The 23,705-nt window shown below is 55.3% G+C and carries 22 protein-coding genes and 1 pseudogene; 12 read left to right on the forward strand and 11 right to left on the reverse strand.

What is annotated here, in order from left to right; genetic code table 11:
• Positions 1–46 precede the first annotated feature (46 nt).
• The 6 genes from rlmKL (at position 47) to rmf (ending at position 7,974) form a co-directional block, all read left to right on the forward strand.
• Entirely contained in the window at positions 47–2,155 is a 2,109-nt protein-coding gene (gene rlmKL, locus UTO39_RS09625; protein WP_320727060.1) for a bifunctional 23S rRNA (guanine(2069)-N(7))-methyltransferase RlmK/23S rRNA (guanine(2445)-N(2))-methyltransferase RlmL, read from the forward strand.
• A 12-nt stretch (positions 2,156–2,167) separates the two neighbouring features.
• Positions 2,168–4,075 (forward strand): ABC transporter ATP-binding protein, encoded by a 1,908-nt coding sequence (locus UTO39_RS09630; RefSeq protein WP_320727061.1) that lies wholly within the window; start codon positions 2,168–2,170, stop codon positions 4,073–4,075.
• 13 nt (positions 4,076–4,088) lie between these two features.
• Positions 4,089–5,342: a membrane integrity-associated transporter subunit PqiA gene (gene pqiA, locus UTO39_RS09635; protein WP_253541437.1), complete on the forward strand. Its 1,254-nt coding sequence runs from the start codon at positions 4,089–4,091 to the stop codon at positions 5,340–5,342.
• Between the two features lie 4 nt (positions 5,343–5,346).
• A complete protein-coding gene (pqiB, locus tag UTO39_RS09640; RefSeq protein WP_320727062.1) occupies positions 5,347–6,987 on the forward strand; it encodes an intermembrane transport protein PqiB in 1,641 nt (546 codons plus the stop codon).
• Positions 6,984–7,550 (forward strand): membrane integrity-associated transporter subunit PqiC, encoded by a 567-nt coding sequence (pqiC, locus tag UTO39_RS09645; RefSeq protein WP_151412836.1) that lies wholly within the window; start codon positions 6,984–6,986, stop codon positions 7,548–7,550. The genes pqiB and pqiC overlap by 4 nt, the downstream gene beginning before the upstream one ends.
• 256 nt (positions 7,551–7,806) lie before the next feature.
• A complete protein-coding gene (gene rmf, locus UTO39_RS09650) occupies positions 7,807–7,974 on the forward strand; it encodes a ribosome modulation factor (protein WP_320727063.1) in 168 nt (55 codons plus the stop codon).
• A 72-nt stretch (positions 7,975–8,046) separates the two neighbouring features.
• On the opposite strand, the gene fabA is transcribed toward rmf, so the two are convergent.
• Together fabA and UTO39_RS09660 are read right to left on the reverse strand one after the other, a co-directional pair.
• Entirely contained in the window at positions 8,047–8,565 is a 519-nt protein-coding gene (fabA, locus tag UTO39_RS09655) for a bifunctional 3-hydroxydecanoyl-ACP dehydratase/trans-2-decenoyl-ACP isomerase (RefSeq protein ID WP_000227926.1), read from the reverse strand.
• A 68-nt stretch (positions 8,566–8,633) separates the two neighbouring features.
• Positions 8,634–10,394 carry a Lon protease family protein gene (locus tag UTO39_RS09660; RefSeq protein WP_320727064.1) on the reverse strand — a complete coding sequence of 587 codons (1,761 nt, stop codon included), beginning with the start codon at positions 10,392–10,394 and terminating at the stop codon, positions 8,634–8,636.
• 186 nt (positions 10,395–10,580) lie between these two features.
• Between UTO39_RS09660 and matP the strand changes: the two genes are divergently transcribed.
• Positions 10,581–11,033 (forward strand): macrodomain Ter protein MatP, encoded by a 453-nt coding sequence (gene matP / locus UTO39_RS09665; RefSeq protein ID WP_253541439.1) that lies wholly within the window; start codon positions 10,581–10,583, stop codon positions 11,031–11,033.
• Between the two features lie 63 nt (positions 11,034–11,096).
• On the opposite strand, the gene ompA is transcribed toward matP, so the two are convergent.
• Together ompA and sulA are read right to left on the reverse strand one after the other, a co-directional pair.
• Positions 11,097–12,152, reverse strand: a complete 1,056-nt coding sequence (ompA, locus tag UTO39_RS09670; RefSeq protein WP_108780329.1) for a porin OmpA — start codon at positions 12,150–12,152, stop codon at positions 11,097–11,099.
• 354 nt (positions 12,153–12,506) lie between these two features.
• The gene (gene sulA / locus UTO39_RS09675) at positions 12,507–13,016 is read right to left on the reverse strand and encodes an SOS-induced cell division inhibitor SulA (RefSeq protein ID WP_041910604.1); all 510 of its coding nucleotides are present in this window, start codon (positions 13,014–13,016) and stop codon (positions 12,507–12,509) included.
• A 217-nt stretch (positions 13,017–13,233) separates the two neighbouring features.
• Between sulA and UTO39_RS09680 the strand changes: the two genes are divergently transcribed.
• Positions 13,234–13,860 carry a TfoX/Sxy family DNA transformation protein gene (locus UTO39_RS09680; RefSeq protein WP_061098669.1) on the forward strand — a complete coding sequence of 209 codons (627 nt, stop codon included), beginning with the start codon at positions 13,234–13,236 and terminating at the stop codon, positions 13,858–13,860.
• Here UTO39_RS09680 and yccS read toward each other — a convergent pair.
• Together yccS and UTO39_RS09690 are read right to left on the reverse strand one after the other, a co-directional pair.
• Positions 13,817–15,979, reverse strand: coding sequence for a YccS family putative transporter (gene yccS / locus UTO39_RS09685; protein ID WP_045261705.1), 2,163 nt, complete (start codon positions 15,977–15,979; stop codon positions 13,817–13,819). The two genes, UTO39_RS09680 and yccS, sit on opposite strands and share 44 nt — an antisense overlap.
• An 18-nt stretch (positions 15,980–15,997) precedes the next feature.
• Complete coding sequence (locus UTO39_RS09690; RefSeq protein WP_041910601.1) at positions 15,998–16,444, reverse strand: YccF domain-containing protein; 447 nt, start codon at positions 16,442–16,444, stop codon at positions 15,998–16,000.
• A gap of 123 nt (positions 16,445–16,567) precedes the next feature.
• Here UTO39_RS09690 and helD point away from each other — a divergent pair, with 123 nt between their 5' ends.
• Entirely contained in the window at positions 16,568–18,622 is a 2,055-nt protein-coding gene (gene helD, locus UTO39_RS09695) for a DNA helicase IV (protein ID WP_320727065.1), read from the forward strand.
• A gap of 57 nt (positions 18,623–18,679) precedes the next feature.
• Here the strand turns inward: helD and mgsA are convergent, their stop codons facing one another.
• The gene (gene mgsA, locus UTO39_RS09700; RefSeq protein WP_320727066.1) at positions 18,680–19,138 is read right to left on the reverse strand and encodes a methylglyoxal synthase; all 459 of its coding nucleotides are present in this window, start codon (positions 19,136–19,138) and stop codon (positions 18,680–18,682) included.
• Between the two features lie 80 nt (positions 19,139–19,218).
• Positions 19,219–19,881, reverse strand: coding sequence for a curli synthesis inhibitor (locus UTO39_RS09705; RefSeq protein ID WP_320727067.1), 663 nt, complete (start codon positions 19,879–19,881; stop codon positions 19,219–19,221).
• A 173-nt stretch (positions 19,882–20,054) separates the two neighbouring features.
• Here UTO39_RS09705 and UTO39_RS09710 point away from each other — a divergent pair, with 173 nt between their 5' ends.
• Entirely contained in the window at positions 20,055–20,468 is a 414-nt protein-coding gene (locus UTO39_RS09710) for a CoA-binding protein (protein ID WP_061098666.1), read from the forward strand.
• Positions 20,469–20,504: 36 nt separating this feature from the next.
• Here UTO39_RS09710 and hspQ read toward each other — a convergent pair whose 3' ends face one another.
• Together hspQ and rlmI are read right to left on the reverse strand one after the other, a co-directional pair.
• Positions 20,505–20,822, reverse strand: coding sequence for a heat shock protein HspQ (hspQ, locus tag UTO39_RS09715; protein ID WP_008499919.1), 318 nt, complete (start codon positions 20,820–20,822; stop codon positions 20,505–20,507).
• A 60-nt stretch (positions 20,823–20,882) separates the two neighbouring features.
• The gene (rlmI, locus tag UTO39_RS09720; RefSeq protein ID WP_320727068.1) at positions 20,883–22,112 is read right to left on the reverse strand and encodes a 23S rRNA (cytosine(1962)-C(5))-methyltransferase RlmI; all 1,230 of its coding nucleotides are present in this window, start codon (positions 22,110–22,112) and stop codon (positions 20,883–20,885) included.
• A gap of 11 nt (positions 22,113–22,123) precedes the next feature.
• Between rlmI and UTO39_RS09725 the strand changes: the two genes are divergently transcribed.
• Entirely contained in the window at positions 22,124–22,414 is a 291-nt protein-coding gene (locus tag UTO39_RS09725) for a recombinase family protein (RefSeq protein WP_320727076.1), read from the forward strand.
• Here the strand turns inward: UTO39_RS09725 and UTO39_RS09730 are convergent.
• A pseudogene (locus UTO39_RS09730) lies at positions 22,384–23,051 on the reverse strand (DDE-type integrase/transposase/recombinase); the annotation flags it as partial. The gene UTO39_RS09725 and the pseudogene UTO39_RS09730 sit on opposite strands and share 31 nt — an antisense overlap.
• A 181-nt stretch (positions 23,052–23,232) precedes the next feature.
• Between UTO39_RS09730 and UTO39_RS09735 the strand changes: the two are divergent.
• Positions 23,233–23,595, forward strand: coding sequence for a hypothetical protein (locus tag UTO39_RS09735; protein ID WP_320727069.1), 363 nt, complete (start codon positions 23,233–23,235; stop codon positions 23,593–23,595).
• Positions 23,596–23,705 lie beyond the last annotated feature (110 nt).

Here is a 23,705-nt window from a genome sequence, read left to right on the forward strand (position 1 = left end):
TATTAGCTATAATGCGCGACAATTTTCTAAGAGTAAAAGTGACGATATGAATTCTCTGTTTGCCAGTACGGCCCGTGGGCTGGAAGAGCTGTTAAAAACTGAACTGGAAGCCCTCGGCGCGCAAGAGTGCCAGGTGGTTCAGGGTGGTGTCCATTTTGAGGGCGACACGCGGCTTATTTACCAGAGCCTGATGTGGAGCCGTCTGGCGTCGCGCATCATGCTGCCGATGAAGGAGTGCAAGGTCTATAGCGACCTGGATCTCTACACCGGCGTACAGATGATCGACTGGACAGAGATCTTCACTCCTGACGCCACCTTCGCGGTGCATTTCAACGGCGTGAACGACGAGATCCGCAACAGCCAGTACGGCGCTCTGCGCGTAAAAGACGCGATTGTTGACTGCTTCACGCGTAAAAATAAGGAACGTCCGAACGTCGATCGCGAAAATCCGGACCTGCGTATCAACGTCTGGCTGAACGGCGACACGGCAAGCATCTCCCTCGACCTGAGCGGCGCCGGTCTGCACCTGCGCGGCTACCGCGATCGCACCGGTATGGCGCCGATCAAAGAAACCCTGGCCGCCGCCATCGTGATGCGCTCCGGCTGGCTGCCGGGCACGCCGCTGCTCGACCCAATGTGTGGCTCCGGTACGCTGCTGATTGAGGCCGCAATGCTGGCAACCGACCGTGCGCCGGGGCTGCACCGCGGCCACTGGGGCTTTAAGGGCTGGGCACAGCACGACGAAGCGCTCTGGAAAGAGGTTAAAGACGAGGCGCAGACCCGCGCGCGTAAGGGCCTGGCGGAGTACACCTCTCACTTCTACGGTTCGGACAGCGACCCGCGCGTGATTGAACGCGCCCGCAGCAACGCCCGTCGCGCCGGTATCGGCGAGCTGGTCACCTTCGAGGTGAAAGACGTGGCGAACCTGACCAACCCGCTGCCGAAAGGCCCGTACGGAACCGTGATCAGCAACCCGCCGTACGGCGAGCGTCTGGACAGCGAGCCTGCGCTGATTGCCCTGCACAGCCTGCTGGGCCGCAATATGAAGGACTATTTCGGCGGCTGGAACCTGTCTCTGTTCAGCGCCTCGCCGGAGCTGCTGAGCTGCCTGCAGCTGCGTGCCGATCGCCAGTTTAAAGCGAAAAACGGCCCGCTGGACTGCGTGCAGAAAAACTACCATCTGGCAGAGAAAGCGGCGGACAGCAAGCCAACCGGCGTGGCGGAAGATTACGCCAACCGCCTGCGCAAAAACCTGAAGAAATTTGAAAAATGGGCGAAGCAGGAAGGGATCGAGTGCTATCGCCTGTACGATGCCGACCTGCCGGAGTACAACGTGGCGGTTGACCGCTACGCGGACTGGGTGGTGATTCAGGAATATGCTCCGCCGAAAACCATTGATGCGCAAAAAGCGCGTCAGCGTATGCTGGACGTCATTGCGGCCACCATTGCCGTGCTGGGGATTGCGCCGAACAGGCTGGTTCTGAAAACCCGCGAGCGTCAGAAGGGTAAAAACCAGTACCAGAAGATGGGCGAAAAGGGCGACTTTATCGAAGTGGGCGAATACAACGCCCGCCTGTGGGTGAACCTGACCGACTATCTTGATACCGGCCTGTTCCTCGACCACCGTATCGCCCGCCGCATGCTCGGCCAGATGAGCAAGGGCAAAGATTTCCTCAACCTGTTCTCCTACACCGGGAGCGCCAGCGTGCACGCCGGTCTCGGCGGCGCGCGCAGCACCACCACGGTGGATATGTCCCGTACCTATCTGGAGTGGGCCGAACGCAACCTGCGCCTGAACGGTCTGACCGGACGCCAGCATCGCCTGATGCAGGCCGACGTGCTGGGCTGGCTGCGCGATACCGACGAGCAGTTCGACCTGATCTTTATCGATCCGCCGACCTTCTCTAACTCCAAGCGCATGGAGGATAGCTTTGACGTTCAACGCGATCACCTGCGCCTGATGACCGACCTGAAGCGCCTGCTGCGCAAAGGCGGCACCATTATGTTCTCGAACAACAAACGCGGCTTCCGTATGGATCATGACGGCCTGGCAGCCCTGGGACTGAAAGCACAAGAAATCAGCCAAAAAACGCTGTCTCAGGACTTCGCCCGTAACCGTCAAATTCATAACTGCTGGTTGATTACCGCGGTCTGAAAGGAAAAATAAATGTCATTAATTAGTATGCACGGCGCGTGGCTCTCTTTCAGCGACTCACCGCTTCTCGATAATGCAGAGCTGCATATCGAAGATAACGAGCGCGTCTGTCTGGTGGGCCGTAACGGCGCGGGTAAATCCACGCTGATGAAAATCCTCAACCGCGAGCAGGGGCTGGATGACGGCCGCATCGTGTACGAGCAGGATCTGATCGTCTCCCGCCTCCAGCAGGATCCGCCGCGTCATGTGACCGGCAGCGTGTACGATTTCGTGGCGGAAGGCATCTCCGAGCAGGCGGAGTACCTGAAGCGCTATCACGAGATTTCGCATCTTGTGATGACCGACCCGAGCGACAAGAATCTCAACGAACTGGCGAAAGTGCAGGAGATGCTCGATCACCACGGTCTGTGGCAGCTGGAAAACCGCATTAACGAGGTGCTGGCCCAGCTTGGTCTCGAAGCGGATATGGAACTGTCCGCGCTCTCCGGCGGCTGGCTGCGTAAAGCGGCGCTGGGCCGCGCGCTGGTCAGTGGCCCTAAGGTACTGCTGCTGGACGAACCAACCAACCACCTGGATATTGAAGCGATTGACTGGCTGGAAGGGTTCCTGAAAACCTTCAGCGGCACCATCATCTTCATCTCGCACGACCGTTCGTTTATTCGCAATATGGCGACGCGCATTGTCGATCTCGACCGCGGCAAGCTGGTTACCTATCCTGGCGATTACGATACGTATCTGCTGGAGAAAGAAGAAAACCTGCGCGTGGAAGAGCTGCAGAACGCCGAGTTCGACCGCAAGCTGGCGCAGGAAGAGGTGTGGATCCGTCAGGGCATCAAGGCGCGCCGTACCCGTAACGAAGGCCGCGTGCGTGCCCTGAAGGCGATGCGACGCGAGCGCAGCGAGCGCCGCGAAGTGATGGGCAGCGCCAAAATGCAGGTGGAAGAGGCGTCCCGCTCCGGCAAGATTGTCTTCGAAATGGAAAACGTTAACTACCAGGTTGACGGCAAAGTGCTGGTGAAAGATTTCTCCGCTCAGGTTCAGCGCGGGGACAAAATTGCGCTGATTGGCCCGAACGGCTGCGGCAAAACCACGCTGCTGAAGCTGATGCTGGGCCAGCTGCAGGCCGACAGCGGCCGCATTCACTGCGGCACCAAGCTGGAAGTGGCCTACTTCGACCAGCACCGCGCGGAGCTGGATCCGGAACGCACGGTGATGGATAACCTCGCCGAAGGTAAACAGGAAGTGATGGTAAACGGCAAGCCGCGGCACGTGCTGGGCTATCTGCAGGACTTCCTGTTCCACCCGAAACGCGCGATGACGCCGGTGCGCGCGCTGTCCGGCGGGGAGCGTAACCGTCTTCTGCTGGCCCGTCTGTTCCTGAAGCCAAGCAATTTGCTGATCCTCGATGAACCGACGAACGATCTGGATGTCGAAACGCTGGAATTACTGGAAGAGCTGATCGACGGTTATCAGGGAACCGTGATGCTGGTTAGTCACGATCGTCAGTTCGTGGATAACACCGTGACCGAGTGCTGGATCTTCGAAGGTGAAGGGCGAATTGGTCAGTACGTGGGCGGTTATCACGACGCAAAAGGGCAGCAGTCGCAGTCTCTGGCGCAGAAACAGTCAAAGTCCAGAACAAGTTCTGAACCTGCTGTAGCAAAAGCAGAAACTGTCAAGAAAACCTCGGCTAAACTAAGCTATAACCTGCAGCGCGAACTGGAGGGGCTACCTCAGCGTCTCGAAGAGCTGGAGGCCGCGCTTGAGGGGCTGCAAGCACAGGTTGCTGATGCATCATTCTTTACCCAATCGCATGACTATACTCAGAAAGTACTGGCTGAAATGTCCGCGGCTGAAAAAGCCCTGGAAGAAGCATTTGAGCGCTGGGAGTACCTTGAGTCTCTGAAAAACGGCGCATAAACAGGGATTAAATATGTGTGACCAGCACCATGCCGACAGGCATATATTATGCTCGCAATGCGATATGCTCGTGGCGTTGCCAGAGCTTGGTCACGGACATAAAGCCCTGTGTCCACGCTGTGGCGCGACGTTGACAACCGAGTGGGACGCGCCGAGGCAGCGTCCCACTGCCTACGCGCTGGCAGCCTTGTTCATGCTGCTGCTCTCCAATCTCTTCCCCTTCATCTATATGAAGGTCGGTGGGATGACAAGCCAGGTGAATCTGCTTGAAATCCCGGGCGTGATGTTCTCGGAAGATTACGCCAGCCTCGGCACCTTTTTTCTGCTGTTCGTCCAGATAGTCCCGGCGTTTTGCCTGGTCGTCATCCTGCTGCTGGTTAACCGCGTCAGGATGCCGTCATCGCTGAAAATCCGGCTTGCGCGCATCCTTTTTCAGCTCAAAAGCTGGGGGATGGCCGAGATCTTTCTGGCGGGGATACTGGTCAGTTTCGTGAAGCTGATGGCGTACGGCGACGTGGGGATAGGCAGCAGCTTTATTCCCTGGTGTCTGTATTGCGTCCTGCAGCTGCGTGCTTTCCAGTGCGTGGACAGGCGCTGGGCCTGGGACGATATCGCCCCGGCCCCGACGCTTGCGCAGACGGTGAAGGTCGGCGTGCCGGGTATCCGCCAGGGGCTTCGTTCCTGCCCGTGCTGCACCGCCGTGCTGCCCGCCGATCTTGAGGTTTGTCCGCGCTGCGAAACAAAGGGCCACGTTCGCCGTAAAAACAGCCTGCAGTGGACGATGGCGCTGCTGGTCACGTCCGTCATGCTGTATCTGCCCGCCAATATTCTGCCGATTATGATCACCGATTTGCTCGGCGACAAAATGCCCTCGACGATCCTTGCCGGGGTCATACTGCTGTGGGGCGAAGGATCCTATCCTGTCGCCGGCGTGATTTTTATCGCCAGTATTATGGTGCCCACCTTAAAAATGATCGCCATTGCCTGGCTCTGCTGGGATGCAAAAGGCCACGGAAAGCGCGACAGCGAACGCATGCACCTGATTTACGAAGTGGTCGAATTTGTCGGTCGTTGGTCAATGATCGACGTGTTTGTGATTGCCGTTCTCTCTGCGCTGGTGCGGATGGGCGGTTTGATGAGTATTTATCCCGCGATGGGGGCTTTAATGTTTGCACTGGTGGTGATTATGACCATGTTTGCGGCCATGACCTTCGACCCTCGTTTATCGTGGGATCGTGAGCCTGAATCAAGCCATGAGGAAGAGTAAGAGCATGGAAAATAAGAGTGGAGAGGCGAAAGTGCAGAAGGTCAAAAACTGGTCGCCGGTGTGGATTTTCCCCATCGTGACCGCGCTGATCGGTGCATGGATCCTGTTTTATCATTACAGCCATCAGGGACCGGAAGTGACGCTGATTACCACCAATGCCGAAGGAATTGAGGGCGGTAAAACGACCATCAAAAGCCGCAGCGTGGATGTGGGCGTGGTGGAAAGCGCAACCCTGACCGACGATTTAACCCATGTGGAGATTAAGGCGCGTCTTAATGCCGGCATGGAAAAACTGCTGCACGGCGATTCTGTTTTCTGGGTGGTTAAACCTCAGGTGGGGCGCGATGGGATCAGCGGCTTAGGAACGCTGCTCTCAGGTGCCTACATCGAGCTGCAGCCGGGTGCAAAAGGCAGCCAGCCGGCGCAGTACCAGCTTCTGGATTCACCTCCGCTTGCCCCGCCTGATGCAAAAGGTATCCGCGTGATCCTCGACAGTAAAAAAGCGGGCCAGCTCACGGCGGGCGATCCGGTTCTTTTCCGCGGCTATCGCGTGGGTTCGGTGGAGAAAAGCACCTTCGATCCTCAGAAAAGAGCCATCAGCTATCAGCTGTTCATCAATGCGCCTAACGATCGTCTGGTCACCAGCAACGTCCGTTTCTGGAAAGACAGCGGCATCGCGGTGGATCTGACCTCGGCGGGCATGCGTGTAGAAATGGGCTCGCTGACAACGCTGTTTGGCGGTGGCGTGAGTTTTGACGTACCCGAAGGGCTGGACCTGGGGCAGCCGGTTGCGGAGAACACCGCTTTCCGCCTGTTCGACGATCAAAAAAGCATTCAGGATGCACTCTATACCGATCATATCGACTATCTGATGTTCTTTAAGGATTCGGTTCGCGGCCTGCAGCCTGGGGCGCCCGTTGAGTTCCGCGGTATTCGTCTGGGGACGGTGGGACAAGTGCCTTACTTTGTTCCTGGCCTTAAGCAGATGCTTGATGATGATTACCGTATTCCGGTGCTGATCCGCATTGAGCCTGAGCGCCTGATCAACCAGATTGGTGAGAATCAGGATATCGGCGAGCACATCACCGACCTGATGAATCGCGGTCTGCGCGGCTCGCTGAAAACCGGTAACCTGGTGACCGGCGCACTGTATGTCGATATGGACTTCTATCCAAAAGCGCCGCCGATTACCGGTATGCGTGAATTTGGTGGTTACAAGATTATCCCAACGGTAAGCAGCGGTCTGGCCCAGATCCAGCAGCGTCTTATGGAAACGCTGGATAAAATTAACAACCTGCCTCTGAACCCAATGATTGAGGCGGCGACAGGTTCGTTACATCAAAGCCAGGCGACAATGCAGCGCCTGCAGACTACGCTGGACAACATCAACAAGATCACAGCCAACCAGAGTATGCAGCAGCTGCCGCAGGATATGCAGAAAACGCTGCGCGAGCTGAACCGCAGTATGCAGGGCTTCCAGCCTGGCTCGGCGGCGTACAACAAGATGGTGGCAGATATGCAGCGTCTCGATCAGGTCTTGCGTGAACTGCAGCCGGTTCTGAAAACGCTCAACGAGAAGAGCAATGCGCTGGTGTTCGAAGCGAAAGATAAAAAGGATCCTGAGCCGAAGAGGGCGAAACAATGAAAAAATGGCTAGCGATTGCAGGAGCGATGGTACTCACGGCCTGTAGCTCCGGGAGCGAAACGAAAAGCTACTACCAGCTGCCGCTGGTGACGCAGGCGGTTACGCAAACTACCGCCTCGCAGGGCAACCGTCTGCTGTGGGTTGAGCAGGTCGCCGTGCCAGATTACCTGGCCGGCAACGGGGTGGTCTATCAGACCAGCGATGTACAGTACGTTATCGCCAACAACAACCTGTGGGCCAGCCCGCTGGATCAGCAGTTACGCAATACGCTGGTGGCGAATCTGGGCAGCCAGCTTCCGGGCTGGGTTGTTGCCTCCCAGCCTTTGGGAAGCGATCAGGACACGCTGAACGTCACTGTAACGGGCTTCCACGGCCGTTATGACGGTGCCGTTGTCATCAGCGGCGAGTGGCTGTTGAATCATCAGGGACAGCTGATTAAGCGTCCTTTCCATCTGGAGCTGAAGCAGCAGAAGGATGGCTATGATGAAATGGTGAAAGTGCTGGCTCAGGGTTGGGCGCAGGAGTCAGCCAGTATCGCCAGGGAAATTTCCCGGCTGCCATAAGTAAAATTCATCGTCAAAAACCGCAATCGGCCTGGTGCTGATTGCGGTTTTTTTTTCGTTTTTGCGTCAGGTTGTTACTTGTGCCGGGTCACAATTTTTGTACAAATGATCTTCCAGCTAGCTCACAAATATGACACCCGTATGAATTTTGAACATTGACGCTGAGAGTAAATCGGGGTATTCGTTATCTGTGCCTGCGCATCTGGCGCAGACACTGTTTTCTTTCCACCAGACAAAAGAATGAGGGAAACGAGGCATGAAGAGACAGAAACGAGATCGCCTGGAACGGGCTCATCAACGTGGTTATCAGGCCGGCATCGCTGGACGTTCGAAAGAAATGTGTCCTTATCAGACGATAAATCAAAGGTCACAATGGCTTGGAGGCTGGCGAGAAGCCATCGGCGACAGGGCACTATTAGCCTGATAACGTCTCTTTAAAAAAAGAAACCTCCGCATTGCGGAGGTTTCGCCTTTCTGAACGGGCTAAAAGCCGTTATCAGAAAGCAGAGGTATCCTGGAACAGACCCACTTTCAGGTCGTTCGCGGTATAGATCAGACGACCGTCTACCAGCACTTCGCCATCCGCCAGGCCCATAATCAGGCGACGGTTAACGATGCGCTTGAAGTGAATACGATAGGTCACTTTCTTCGCCGTAGGCAGAACCTGACCGGTGAATTTCACTTCGCCCACGCCCAGCGCGCGGCCTTTACCTTCACCACCCAGCCAGCCCAGATAGAAGCCAACCAGCTGCCACATGGCATCCAGGCCCAGGCAGCCAGGCATTACCGGATCGCCAATGAAGTGGCAACCGAAGAACCACAGGTCCGGGTTGATATCGAGTTCTGCTTCTACGTAACCCTTATCGAAGTTGCCGCCGGTTTCGGTCATTTTCACGACACGGTCCATCATCAGCATGTTCGGGGCCGGTAACTGTGGGCCTTTCGCGCCAAACAGTTCACCGCGACCAGAGGCAAGAAGATCTTCTTTTGTATAGGATTCGCGTTTATCTACCATGTTCTCAGTAAGCCTTATTTTAGTGAAGGACGCAGGATAGCTAACACGTGTACGCTGAACAAGTCCGATCAGTTCGAACTGAACCAACCCATCCAGCGTAACGGCCATGGATAACGATGACGAGCATCCTGCTGTGTCGCCTGAGCAATGCGCTCCTGGATAGTCTGCATCAGGGTTGTCTGACCTTCGCCATCCCAGACCAGGTTTGTCAGTAAGGGTAGTGCATCCTCAATCCCTTCGATGGCCCAGATGGCGAACTGTTCCTGTTCAACCGCGTCCAGAATATCCTGGCACAGGCTGAGATGGCGTACGTTGGGCGCAGGAATAATCACACCCTGTTTGCCGTTTAAACCGCGCTGCTGGCAGACAGAGAAGAAGCCTTCAATTTTTTCGTTCAGACCGCCAACGGGCTGAGCACGACCAAACTGATCGACCGAACCGGTAATCGCGATGTTCTGGTTGATCGGCACGTCCGCCAGGGCGCTGATTAAGGCGCACAGCTCCGCCATAGAGGCGCTATCGCCATCCACTTCGCTGTAGGACTGTTCGAACGTCAGCGAGGCGGAGAAGGGGATTTGCTGCTCAAGCTGCAGCTCAGACATCAAAAACGCCTGCATGATCATCATGCCTTTGGCGTGAATATTGCCGCCCAGTTCGGCCTTGCGTTCAATATCGGTAAACTCGCCATCGCCAATATGCACAACGCAGCTGATTCGCGAGGGTTCACCGAACGCCCGCGGATGGCCAGGAAACTCGATCACCGAGAGGGCGTTGATCTGCCCAACGCGTTCGCCTTCTGTCTCGACCAGAATTTGTTCCAGCAGAATTTCATCCTGCATGCGGTCAGCAAGATAGCCTTCGCGCCACTCTCGCTGCGCCAGCATCTGCGTGAGCTGTTCGCCGGTGAACGCACCGTTACCGCTGATCGTACCCACTTCACGCAGCTGCTTGCCGATCCAGAGCGGGCAGAGCGGCAGGGTTTCCTGGTCACCGGTATAGCGAACGGCTTCGCGGATTAAACCCGGCCACGCGTCAGCGGCAGGCGCTGGCAATGCAAAACGTTCCGCCACGGCCATTACCCACTGACACCACTGCGCCATGTCGTCCGCATCGGCAATCTGAATGTTGTCTTCATATTCGCTGTAAACCACCTGCTCGGCCAGCTCCGGCTCCATCTCCTGGAAGTCCGCCAGCGATTCGCGGTCACCCGTCAGCACGACGGTCAGCGACAGCGGCATGGACGGCACGGAGACAGGAAGAGGACGAGACTCGTCATAGCCGACCCAGTCAAAGCGCTGTTGGGTCACAACGGTTTTCAGGCGCATCCACAGCAGCGGCTGCGAGAGGAGGGTGCGCAGAGAGATGATGAGCACGCCACCGTTTGCCCGATGCACCAGCCCCGGCTGCAGGGAAAGCTCACCGTTAAACTGGCGCAGACAGCCAAAGAGCTGTTCAGCCTCGACCCAATTAGCGGTAATCACCTCGCCTTTAGCAGCAAAACGACCGTCTGCCTGGTCCGCCGGTTCGAAGGTAATATTATGCTCCGCGATACGATACTGGCCGCCAAATACCGCGTTGGTTTCCGGCCGCAGCTGGCGCATGGCATCCCCAAGCAGCGTCAGATATTCCGCTTCTTCCGGGGCTTTCAGCAGCATGAAGGGCGATGTCGCCCACGGGCTTAACGTCTGCTCCAGCGCATAATGTAAGCGTGGTTGCGTATCGCTAAGGATGAATTCGTGTTCTTTTGCGAGATCGGGCTGTGCAAACAGTTCCTGATAGCTCTCGGCATCCGGAACAAGGTCACGCCATGCTAGTTTCGTAATGGTCAAAGTTGATGTTTTTTAGTCAGATGTAAAAGCGTGGAGTATACCGTAAGCGAGGGGCTCTACCCAAGCAGGATTGGGTATTTCAGCAGGCGGATTGGCTGCACTCACTCACAGGATATGATTTCTTTTCAGCAGATTGCTAAAAAACTGATATTCTGAACAGAGTTACGTGGTAACACTGAGATCGCAATGAAATATCAACAACTGGAAAATCTCGAAAGCGGCTGGAAATGGAAGTACCTGGTCAAAAAGCACCGTGAAGGGGAGCTGATCACCTGCTACATCGAAGCCAGCGCTGCGCAAGAAGCCGTGGATATTTTGCTGACCCTCGAAAATGAACCGGTACAGGTTAATGGCTGGATTGAGAAGCACATTAATCCCGCGCTGTTAAACCGGATGAAGCAAACTATCCGCGCGCGACGTAAACGGCATTTTAATGCCGAGCATCAGCATACCCGGAAAAAATCCATCGACCTGGAGTTCGTGGTCTGGCAGCGTCTGGCCGGGCTGGCGCAACGGCGTGGTAAGACCCTGTCGGAAACCATCGTGCAGCTGATTGAGGATGCCGAACATAAAGAGAAGTACGCCAGCCAGATGTCGTCGCTGAAAAACGACCTTCAGGCGTTGTTGGGCAAAAAATAGATTTTTGTTTTCTTCAGACAATAAAAAACCCCGCATGGCGGGGTTTTTTTATAAGACGATAACTTATGCCGCTGGCTGAGTTACAACGTCTTTAACGCCTTTAACTTCGATCTCTACGCGACGATCTGGTGCCAGGCAGTCGATCAGTGCAGCGCGAGCTTTAACGTTGTCACAGGTGTTGCCAGTAACTGGGTTAGATTCGCCCATACCACGTGGGGAGATCTTGTTAGCTGGGATACCTTTAGAGATCAGGTAATCAACAACAGACTGAGCACGTTTCTCAGACAGTTTCTGGTTGTAAGCGTCAGAACCGATGCGGTCGGTGAAGCCCAGAACCACTACAGAACCGTCTTTAGGATCCAGGTTGCTCAGCTGGGTGTACAGCTGATCCAGTGCCTGCTGACCTTCTGGTTTCAGGGTCGCTTTGTTGAAGTTGAACAGAACGTCAGACTTCAGAGTGAAGTGCTTGGTCTGTACTTCTGGAGCTGGAGCCGGCGCTGGAGCAACAACTGGTGCTGCATCTTCCTGCTGGCCGAAACGGTAGGAAACACCTACGCTCAGCATGCCGTTGTCTGGACGAACGCCAACGGTAGCACCGTCACCGATGTTGTTAACCCACTGGTATTCCAGACGGGTAGCGATGTCACGGGTCATAGCCCACTCAACGCCACCAGCGAATACTGGGGAAACGCCAGTGTCATGGTCGTCGCCAGCGATGTTGTTGCTGGAGTCTGCACGCCATACCATGCCGCCCAGACGGGTGTACACGTCCAGATCGTCAGTTACTGGGTAACCCAGTTTAGCGGTCAGCTGAACGCCCTGAGCTTTGAAAGCGCCATTGATGGTGTCGCCTTTGTATGGCATACGACCTAACCAGTCGTAACCCATTTCAAAACCAACATACGGGTTAACCTGATAGCCACCGAACGCACCTGCACCAAGCTGGCTCTCGTGAGTAGGGCCATCGTTGTTCAGGCTGCTGTTGTACCAGCCAGTGTCGTGGAACTGAGACCAGCCCAGTTTACCACCTGCATACCAGGTATTATCTTTCGGAGCGGCCTGCGCTACGGTAGCGAAGCCAGCCAGTGCCACTGCAATCGCGATAGCTGTCTTTTTCATTTTTTGCGCCTCGTTATCATCCAAAATTCGCCATGAAGGTCTCAAGAGAGAATCACGGTTAAATCCTTCACCGGGGGGCGTGGTCAAATATAAATCTACCGATATCTTCGGCTTAGGCCGAGCACCCCTGGCGATGTAAAGTCTACAACGTAGCTGAAAACTTACAAGTGTGAAGTCTGTCAGGCATATGAAAAAAAAAGTTCCGTATACCTATTATTTAACATTTTTAGAACGAATTTTGTGCAATAAAATTAAGGAGAACCGCACCAGACAAGCCTTGCCGCAATTTTGAGGCCGGGAACTAAAACCGCATCTTGCGGTCAAAAAAAATTCCAGGAAAAATCTTAATTTCACTCAATGATACAAATTTGAGTGAATTTTTAGCCCAGAAAGTTGTCCTCTGCGATAAGAATCTGGACGAACCGGGCGCATGATAAACCCGATCGCATTCCCTTCTTCAGCCGCTTCGGTCAGACGAAAATGTTCCTCTTCCGTCAATTCTTCCGGTAACCACCCGATCACCACGCTGTAATTTCCGGTACGTAACGCGCGAATCATCGACTCGACGGTATCGCAGGGAGAAAGCTGGTTGATCTGCATCACCTTTGCCAGGGGCAGGCCTGCGGACTGCACCCATTGACGGCTCAGTTTCTGCTGTGGCGTCAGCCAGAGCTGCCAGCGCGATTGCTGACCAAGCTGCTGTAATAACGGAAGCAGCAGGAGTTGGGTCAACAGAGGCTGGTCTTCACGGTAAACCACTTCACTAATAAGCCCCGTCGAAGCACCCCCAACGGTGTTCTGCGCGACAGTGCCCGCGGTAGAGGAGAGAGAAGTTGAGCGATTTGCATAGCCTGAAGTGTACATATTCATTCCAGCCCTGTAGTTACTGTATGGATATACAGTAACCCCTGTGTGCATAAAGATCAACCTCATTTTCGGAAAGCGACTCGCAAAATTCATTCAATGTTGATGCCCTTCGAAAAATCATCTTGCTCAACGACGCTAAGTTGCCTATTTTCCTGCTAACGGATCCGCTAGTAAGAAATTTCGTTGTTACTTTATGATTTTGAAGGGAAATATCATGAAAAAGATATCTTATGAACGGATTTATAAATCCCAGGAATACCTCTCACCGCTGGGTGAAATTCATCATCGCGCGCTGTTCGGCGGCTATACCCTGGCGGTGGATGATGCGGTTTTTGCCATGGTGTCAGACGGTGAGCTCTATCTCCGCGCCTGTGAAGAAAGCGCAAAATACTGTGTGAAAAATGCCGCTTCTTTTTTGACCCTGATGAAGCGGGGCCGGCCGGTGCTTCTCAACTATTACCGGGTGGATGACGGGCTGTGGCAGGACAGGGAGCGTCTGCTTCAGCTCTCCTCTTTCGCACTCAATGCGGCAAGAAAAGAGCGTTACCAGCGCCATCAGCGCAATCGACTTAAGGACCTGCCAAACCTGACCTTTCAGCTGGAAGTACTGCTCTTTGAAGCGGGCATAACCAACGAAGAAACGCTGCGGGCGCTTGGCGCCAGGGAGTGCTGGCTGAAGATGCGGGCAAAAAATAAAGCGCTGAGTATTAAAGTGCTCTTCGCGCTGGAAGGGGCGATCGAGGGGCTGCATGAGGCGGCACTCCCGGCCGGCATTCGCCGGGAGTTGACGGAGTGGTTTAATGCGCTGCCTGAGCCACAGGAGAATCACTCCTCCAGGTAGCGATTTGCTGTTGCAGACGGCAAATTTCTGGCAGCAGGGCGATGAGCAGGCCAATCTGCTGAAGCACCAGAGGCGCTTTGCTGTCGTTTCCGGGCTCAAGATGCGCAATACGTTGGGTCAGTTCATCCAGCGCCTGCCTCACGCGCGGTTCATCGGCTGGCCGGTGATGCAAAGCATCATCGACATAACAGACCGCGTCATCCAGCAGGTTGAGGATGCCCGGGTTGGTGAGTTTTTCACGGTGGGCGCCCAGCGTGGAAATGTAGCTGGTGAAGGTATGGTTCAGGCAGAGCAGCCGGAAAGCCGTCTCACGAATCTCGGCCGTGGCGCGAGGCTCCGTTGACATATTAGAGACTACCGAGGCCAGTTCCGCATCGCTGTTGTGCGCATCGCGGCGCGCTATCCGGTAAGCCAGTCGGTTATCGCGGCCCTGATGATACTGCTCAAGGATGGCATCCAGGTATCGGCAGTTGGCGTTCATGGCCCTGTCCAACACGCGCGGTAGATTACGGAAACGCCAGTCCGGCCAGATAAAGCTGACGGCGGCCCAGGCGATAGCGCAGCCAATCAGGGTATCGAGCACGCGGGGCAGGGCGACCTCGAACCCTTCACCCAGCAGGTTAAAGCAGAGCAGAACCAGCAGCGTGATGAACATGGTGGCATGGGCGTACTGCACGTTGCGAAACGCGAAGAACAACACGCCGGTAATCACGATCAGGATCAGCTGTCCTTCAATGGACGGCACGAAATAGAGTACCGGAAGGCCGATCGCGACGCCCACCAGCGTGCCGATAATACGCAGCGCCAGGCGGTGTCGGGTGGCGTTATAGTTCGGCTGACAGACAAACAGGCTGGTCAGCAGGATCCAGTAGCCGTGGTGCAAACCGGTTATCTGGATAAAAGCATACCCCACGCATAAGACCAGGGACATTCGCACCGCGTGGCGAAACAGCGCCGACTCCGGCGTGAAGTTGCGGCTCAGACGTAGCCACATATCGCTCACGCTGTGCACGCTGTCATCTGCAAGCTGGTTATCCATCTCGCTGCCCGGCAGCGCCATCGCCTGCTCGGACTCAATCGTCGCCAGCTGAGCATCAATCGCCCGCAGGTTGTTGAGCAGAAAACCCAGCGCTTTGATCTGTTCCGGTGACGTTCCGCTGGCCTGCACGCGGTCGAGTGCCGCATCAAGATGGCTAAACACGCGTTCGAAGCGGGAGTCGTGCTGATAGGGCGTGCGCAGAAGAATGGAGCGCGCGAGCTGCTGGCATGCCTGAGACTGCATGGAAAGCAGGCGCTGGAAGCGGAACATGACGTCGCTGTAGCGGAACTTCTCGCGCAGGGCGGCATACTGAACGTGCGAGGAGCTGGCGCGTTCATGAATGTCCTGAGCGGCAAAATAGTAGTGTAAGGTTCTGCGCGTTCCTCGCTGGCCGCGATCCCCGCGCAGTCGGGTAAGCAGCGAGGCTTTCGTCTGGTTTAGGGTGGCGACCAGCTGGCCGTTTGCCAGCGCCAGATCGTAAAGCGGCGCCTGGCTTTCTTCTTCGATATCCGGGTCGAACAGCCGGGACTTCAGTTCCAGATAGTGGGCTAGCTGCTCATAGCTGCGGGCAAGGTTATCCTGCAAAGGGCGAACCGGGAAGATCAGATGACCGGTTAACGTCAGCAGGTTATACCAGATGGCGCCCAACAGCAGCAGCACAGGCTGCTGGTACCACTGGTCGTACAGGGAAACGCCCAGCATGGTATAGATGGCGATCAGCAAGGCACCGAAGGCGATAGTGGCGTAGCGCTGCCCCAGACCGCCCAGCAAAATAAACCCGCTGGTGGAGAGCGTCAGGCCCAGGGCAAACAGCCACGGCCAGGGGAAAAGTAACTCAACGGACGCGGAGGCGATAAAGAAACAGACCAGCGTAATGACCAGGTTCCGCAAACGCCCGGCCAGGCGATCGTCCAGATCCGCAAGCGCCCCGGCCACCACCCCCAGCGTGAGCGGGATGGTGAGCTTGACATCATTCAGCCACCACGGCAGGGCAGCCGTGCCGCAAAGAGCGATAAAAATCCTGACGTTGTAGAGCCAGGCGCTGTTCCAGGTATAACGGCGAAGCAGTGGGCTTAGCATAAACGCGGCCAGTCCTTTTTACTGAAAACGACGACGTGCGTTCGCTTCACGCGCCGCCTGGGCTACCTCGACCGGAACCACCCTGCGCCCGACGGGCCAAAGGGCGATGGCGGCGATCTTAAAGTTCGCGAGCCCGACCGGAATACCAATTATTGAGATGCACTGCGCAATACCGGCAAAAATATGCATGATGCACAGCCACCAGCCGAAGAAAATCAGCCACAGAATGTTCAGCAAAGTACCCCCCGTATTCATCAGGGCGCTTTTGCTCTCCGGGTTCAGCTCGTTAACGTGGATAGCTTCGTTACCGTAGGGGATGAACGACAGTTTCGTGATTTCCCAGCAGGAGCGGGTCAGGGGAAGCGTGAAAATCAGGACGATGCTCACCAGCGTGGCAAAAAGCCAGGAAAGGGTGGTGGCAAAACCGCCCAGCACAAAATTCAACACATTCAGAACGGTACGCATAAACCCTCACTTCCTTTCGATAAAATTAACGCCCAATGATTGTAACGTTTTTTTAGGCTGGAGCACCTTAAAACTGGCAGTTAAACTGTCAGGTAAATTATCTCTTCGTGGATTTGGCGGGACATGGAACTGAAAGCAACTTCATTAGGCAAACGCCTGGCGCAACACCCCTATGACAGAGTTGTTCTGCTCAACGCCGGGGTGAAAGTCTCCGGAGAACGCCACGAATACCTTATTCCGTTTAATCAGCTTCTGGCTATTCACTGCAAGCGCGGGCTGGTGTGGGGCGAGCTGGAGTTCGTTCTGCCTGACGACAAAGTCGTGCGCCTTCACGGCACCGAGTGGGCGGAAACCCAGCGTTTCCATCATCACCTGAACGCGCTCTGGCAGCAGTGGAGCCATGACATGAGCGTGATTGCCGCTCAGGTGCTGCAGCAGGTGCTGGACGATATTGCGCAAAGCAACGCGCAACAAACGTGGCTGACTCGCCAGCAGACCGCCGGGCTGCAGCAAAAGATCAGGCAGGCACTCTCGGCGCTGCCGCTCTCCGTAACGCGTCTTGATGAGTTCGACAATTGTCGCGACGCCTGGCGTCAGTGTCAGGCCTGGCTGAACGATATGGATAAAAGCCGGCTGGCGCATAACCAGGCCTGGACGGACGCCATGCTCACCCAATACGCCGACTTTTTCAGTACGGTGGAAACTTCACCGCTCAACCCTGCGCAGGCGCGCGCGGTGGTCAACGGCGAGCAGTCGCTGCTGGTGCTTGCGGGGGCCGGAAGCGGTAAAACGTCGGTGCTGGTGGCGCGTGCGGGCTGGCTTCTCACGACCGGGGAGGCCGTTGCCGATCAGATCCTGCTTCTGGCCTTTGGCCGTAAGGCGGCGCAGGAGATGGACGAACGCATTCAGGAACGCCTGCACACCCGGGACATCACCGCCAGAACCTTCCATGCCCTCGCGCTGCATATCATTCAGCAGGGCAGTAAAAAAGTACCTGCCATCAGTAAGCTGGAAAACGACGCGCAGGCGCGGCAGGCGCTGTTTATTAAAACCTGGCGCCAGCAGTGCAGTGAGAAAAAGGCGCAGGCGAAAGGGTGGCGCCAGTGGCTGGAGGAGGAACTCGCCTGGGAGGTGCCGGAGGGCAGCTTCTGGCAGGATGAAAAACTGGCGCGTCGGCTCGGCTCGCGTCTTGACCGCTGGGTCAGCCTGATGCGGATGCACGGCGGCTCGCAGGCAGAGATGATTGAAAGCGCGCCGGAGGCGATCCGCGATCTGTTTTCAAAACGGGTCAAGCTGATGGCTCCGCTCTTGAAAGCCTGGAAAATCGCGCTGAAAGAGGAAAATGCCGTTGATTTCTCGGGTCTTATCCATCAGGCAATCGTCATTCTGGAGAAGGGGCGCTTTGTCAGCCCGTGGAAGCATATTCTGGTGGATGAGTTCCAGGACATCTCTCCCCAGCGTGCGGCACTGCTCTCGGCGCTGCGGGCGCAGAACAAACATACCTCGCTGTTTGCGGTGGGGGACGACTGGCAGGCCATCTACCGCTTCAGCGGGGCGCAGCTCTCGCTGACGACCGCCTTCCATAACTATTTTGGCGAAGGCGACCGCAGCGATCTGGACACGACATACCGCTTCAATTCACGGATTGGTGAAATCGCCAACCGCTTTATCCAGCAGAACCCGCATCAGCTGGCCAAGCCGCTAAACAGCCTGCGGGCAGGGGATAAAAAAGCGGTCACCCTGCTGGCGGATGACCAGCTGGAGCCGCTGCTGGACAAGCTCAGCGGCTACGCGAAGCCCGATGAGCGTATCCTGGTGCTGGCGCGTTATCATCATCTTAAGCCTGCTGCGCTGGAAAAAGCCGCTACCCGCTGGCCGAAACTGCAGCTCGAATTTATGACCATTCACGCCAGCAAAGGGCAGCAGGCCGATTATGTGATTGTGGTGGGGCTGAAAGAGGGCAGCGACGGTTTTCCGGCCCCGGCCCGCGAGTCGGTCATGGAAGAGGCCCTGCTGCCGGTGCCGGAAGACTTCCCGGATGCCGAAGAACGGCGTTTGCTGTACGTGGCCATCACCCGCGCGCGGCACCGCGTGTGGCTGCTGTTCAACAAAGAGGAGCCATCCGTGTTTGTCGATATTTTGAAGAGTATTGACGTGCCGGTGGCGAGAAAGCCATAACAGCGTCAGGCAAGATTTCCAGGCCGGGTAAGGCGTAGCCGCCACCCGGCAAAAAAGCTACTTCAGTCTCTTGGAAAGATAGCGCTGATAGTCCGGAATAAGGATCTCAACCGGCGAGTTAAACTGCGGGGATTCAATGATGAAATCCGCCGTCGACAGGTTCGTCGCCACCGGAATATTCCACACCGTTGCCAGACGCAGCAGCGCTTTGACATCCGGATCGTGCGGAACCGCATTCAGCGGATCCCAGAAGAAAATCAACACATCAATTTTCCCTTCGGAAATCTGCGCTCCGACCTGCTGATCCCCGCCCATCGGGCCGCTCAGCATCGCATTCACCTCCAGACCCGTTTCGCGCTGGATCAGGTTACCGGTGGTGCCGGTCGCCGACAGGGCGTGCTTTTCCAGCAGCGGCTGATGGCGGCGAACCCAGTTAAGCAGCATTTGTTTACAGTGATCGTGCGCCACCAGCGCAATGTGTTTGCGTTCGGGCAGCGTGCGTGTTGTCAGTTCCATAATCATATCCATCAGGTTAACTGACTACACGATGACGGGAACCGTCTGACGCTGCAAGAGAAAGGCGTAAAAAATGTGGCTTATGATGAAGGTTGTTGCTTTGCCCACTGTAAAAACCGGGCCCGCGTGTCGGGATCGGCCTGCTGGAACCAGAATTTAAGGCGCTGTTCCGTCAGGCTCTGGGACTGCGGCGGAATGACGTCCAGTTCCGAGACGCCGGATAGCAGCGTACTGTCGTCCGCCATCATGGTGGCAAACTGCGGAAGGGAGGCGCGTTTTCCGGCTTTGTTATAGACCTGCGTCGCGGCCTCGTAGTCCAGGCTTTTCGGGGTGCTGGTCAACGCCAGAATATCCAGCTTCACCGGGATCGGCATCGCGTTCCCGTCCAGCAGCTCAACGCGCGGCTCGGCGTCAAAGGCCGCAGCCTCCTTCTCCGTTTCAAGGCGAGGCAGGGTAATGTTCACCTGACTGACTTGCCGGGTATTAAAGCTGACAATCAGCGGCGGAGAGATGTACATCCGCTGCTCATGGTTAGACAGGCCGATTGATTTTTCGACCCGGAACACCAGCTGATGCGGCCCGTTATCTAACTCAATGCTGTCAGCCCCGCGCAATAACGAGCTTGAAACTTTTTTCCCGTCCAAAACCAGAAGATCAATGTCGCCAGAGAGCCGAAGCGTGGTGGCAAAAACGCAAACCGGCATCACTAACGCAATCAGAGCAGTGGCAATACCGGTTTTCATAGAAGGCTCCCGTCAGACATATTTTCGCCGCATTAATGTATCTAAATCTTTCGGTAATCACGTTTACTAACATATAGACATATTTTGCCGTTTTGCCCTCATACATCTGTATGGGATGGATGGTTGAGATGTGCGCTTTGGCGTACACTTTTAAAAAAGCCAGGAGAAAAACCATGAAAGAGAACGATATTGCCGAGATTCTGACATCCACGCGTACCATTGCGCTGGTGGGCGCGAGCGATAAACCCGATCGTCCTAGCTATCGGGTGATGAAATACCTTCTCGATCAGGGCTATCACGTCATCCCGGTGTCGCCAAAAGTGGCGGGAAAAACGCTGCTGGGTCAGCAGGGTTATGCCACGCTCGCAGAGGTGCCGGAAAAAATTGATATGGTGGATGTCTTCCGTAATTCCGAGGCTGCATGGGGCGTGGCGCAGGACGCGATTGCCGTAGGGGCGAAAACGCTGTGGATGCAGCTGGGCGTGATTAACGAGCAGGCCGCCGTGCTGGCGCGGGATGCGGGATTGAAGGTGGTCATGGATCGCTGTCCTGCGATCGATATTCCCCGGCTGGGTCTGGCGAAGTAATAAAAAAAAGCCCGTCATCGGGCTTTTTTTACACGCTTAGTTCCGCAGGCGCGGAGCCTGTAACTGTTTGCGGATAGTCTGAGCAAGTTCATCCATCGTGGGTTGTTCCGGATGCTCTTCCTGCAGCTCGCTACTCAGCTGCGCTTCGGCAAGATAGGTATGAACGGGTTGTCCGTCGTCACCTTCCATCACCACATGATACCAGGGCGCAGCGCGAAGCTCTGCGTTCACCGCCAGCTCGTCCGCTGACGGTTCATCAAGGGAATACTCCGGGTCGATATCCACGACCACACCCAAATACCCTAGCAAAGTGTGGCGGACCTGCTGGCCGATACCGAATTTGCTGGCAATCATAGTCACCTCCCGGGAAACACTACTTACACATTAAGTGTGGGCAATATTTCTCTTTTCAAGTTACATGACGCGACAGGCAAACCCTTTCAGATACAGTCCTTCCGGGTAGGTAGCAATCACGGGGTGATCGGCTGCCTGACGGAACTGCTCTATAAATTGTACATCACGCCCGGCATCTATTGCGGCATCGGCGATGATTTTTTGGAATAAATCGGTGGTCATCAGCCCGGAGCAGGAGAAAGTGAGCAGCACTCCGCCCGGGTTCAGCAGCTGGATGGCCAGCATGTTGATATCCTTATACCCACGGCAGGCGCCCATCAGCTGACTTTTGTTCTCCACAAACTTTGGCGGATCCATCACGATGACGTCGAACTTCTCGCCCCCATCGCGATATTTACGCAGCAGCTTGAAGACGTCATCGCGTACAAACTCCGCTTTGCTCAAATCCAGCTTGTTTAGCTCGACGTTCTGTTTTGCCACGTCCAGTGCTTCCTGTGAGGTATCCACGCTCACCACCTGAGCACAGCCGCCCATCAGTGCCGAAACGGCGAAGCCGCCGGTATAGGAGAAACAGTTCAGGACGCGTTTGTCGGCAACGTACTGGCGGGTCGCCAGACGGCTGTCGCGCTGGTCAAGGTAATAACCCGTTTTATGGCCGCTCTGAATATCCACCAGCAGCTTCATGCCGTGCTCTTCAATCGGCAGAAGGGCAGGCGGCAGCTCGCCGGTAACCGGACCCAGGGTCAGCTCCATGCCCTCTTTTTTGCGCACCGCCACGTCGCTGCGATCGTAAATAGCGCATTCCGGGAACAGGGTTTGCAGCGCGCTAATCAGCGCGGCACGCTGATACTCCGCCCCTGCGCTCAGAAGCTGCAGCACCAGAAAATTACCGAAGCGGTCAATGGTGACGCCCGGCAGGCCGTCGGATTCACCGGCAATCAGGCGGTAGCTGTCCAGCCCGTCGCGCTTTGCCAGCCATTCGCGCCACTGCTGCGCCTGCTGCAGGCGGCGGACGAAGAAGTCGATGTCGATGGTTTCATCTTTATCAAAGGTCCAGACGCGCGCGCGGATCTGGGACGCTGGCGAGTAGGCGCCTCGCGCTAACCATTTCCCCTGGTGGTCAACAATATCAATGGTTTCACCGAGGCTGGCTTTGCCTTCCATACGGGCAACCGCGCCGGAAAAGACCCAGGGATGACGGCGCAGTAATGATTTCTCGCGCCCTTTGGATAACACTAAATGGGGAAACCTTGTAAAATCTTTTTTTTGGCTTTCTTCTGATGTGTTCATTAGGTACTCCCATGGAAAAACGCAAACTGTACAGTTATATACGTTGGTCAAGTGATAAACATGCAAAAGGTTTATCATTGCAACGACAGTTGGAAACGGCGCGTAGGGTAGCACATGAAAACGGTTTAAAGCTTGTTGAAATCATCGATGCTGGATTGTCTGCGTTTAAATCTAAGCATCTTGAAAAGGGCAGTTTAGGCGCATTTATCGAGGCAGTTAAAGAGGGGGAGGTCGCTAACGATTCATGGCTTACAGTCGAAAGTTTAGATCGGATAAGTCGCGATACAATTTTCCGGGCCTGATCGGTTCTTATTGTCGCCGGATAGCCCCTAAACAGCGCCTGCTGTCCAGAATACGCGTGACCTGAACGCCTGAAATACCGAAAGCAGCGGTGATCGTCAGACACTCCTTCGTGAAATCATCCACACAGGTCAGGCAATTGATCCTCCGACCGTTGGCCAGTGCGTCCATAACGAAATCCATCGACCATGTCCGGTTCGGCGCATCCGGGCGCAGAACCGGAAACCGTTCGGTTGCCAGCCCTTTACGGCGTCCTCTGCGTTTTACGCTCAGTCCATTAAGGTGGTAAATACGGTAAACCCGCTTGTGATTGACGTGAAGGCCCTCCCGGCGCAACAACTGCCGAACGCTGAGCCTCATAGTGGCAGGTCGAAAGGGACAAACCTGTAAGCCTGCAGGCACGACGTTGCGACAGACCGGTCGCATCACACATAAACTCAACGGCTTCCCGTTTCTGGCCTGTCGTCAGTACTTTCGCCCCAGAGCCACCTGAAGTGCCTCCTTATCCAGCATGGCTTCGGCAAGTAGCTTCTTGAGGCGGGCGTTCTCCTCTTCAAGAGATTTGAGCCGCTTCAACTCAGGAAATTCCATGCCACCAAACTTCTTGCGCCAGGTGTAGAAAGTGGCGTCGGAAAAACGCTTCTTCTTGGGGATGTCCTCATGTGGCTTATGAAGACATTACTAACATCGGGGTATATTAATCAACGGGGAGTAGATTAGCTTCATTTACATTTATTTACATAAATTCACTTTATCCATACATTTCTGTCGTGTGATAGTGAAATAGCATTTTATGTTAAAATGTAAAAGAGGGATTTTTATGCCAAATATCAGAGAATTATCTTTAAGTGAAATAGAACTGGTCAGCGGTGGTGGAAACTCTGGCGACCATGAACACAACTACAACAAACAATCTCAAACTGGAGCACGTAACACTCTGGGACGGAATGCACCGACACATATTTATAGTGACCCAAGCACAGCTAAATGTGGTGATGCTGTCTTTAGTGGGATGGTAGGTGGTGCAATCAAAGGTGGTCTTGTTGGAATGGCCAGAGGAACTATTGGTGGAGCAGTTGTTGGCCAGTGTCTCTCCGGTGGTGGAAATGGTAACGGAGGTGGAAACAAAGCTGGTTCCAGTAATTGTTCAGGAGGTAACTTTGGTGGTACCTGTAGCCGATAAGTAAGTATCAACGGAGGATGCTGCAATGGTTATTAAAATAATATCTTTTATCTTAAGTTTATTACTGGGTTTTGCGCTATTAAGTGGCTCCTCCATTATTGACCTATCTT

Source organism: Enterobacter sp. 118C5, from assembly GCF_034107645.1.
Classification (GTDB): domain Bacteria; phylum Pseudomonadota; class Gammaproteobacteria; order Enterobacterales; family Enterobacteriaceae; genus Enterobacter; species Enterobacter nematophilus.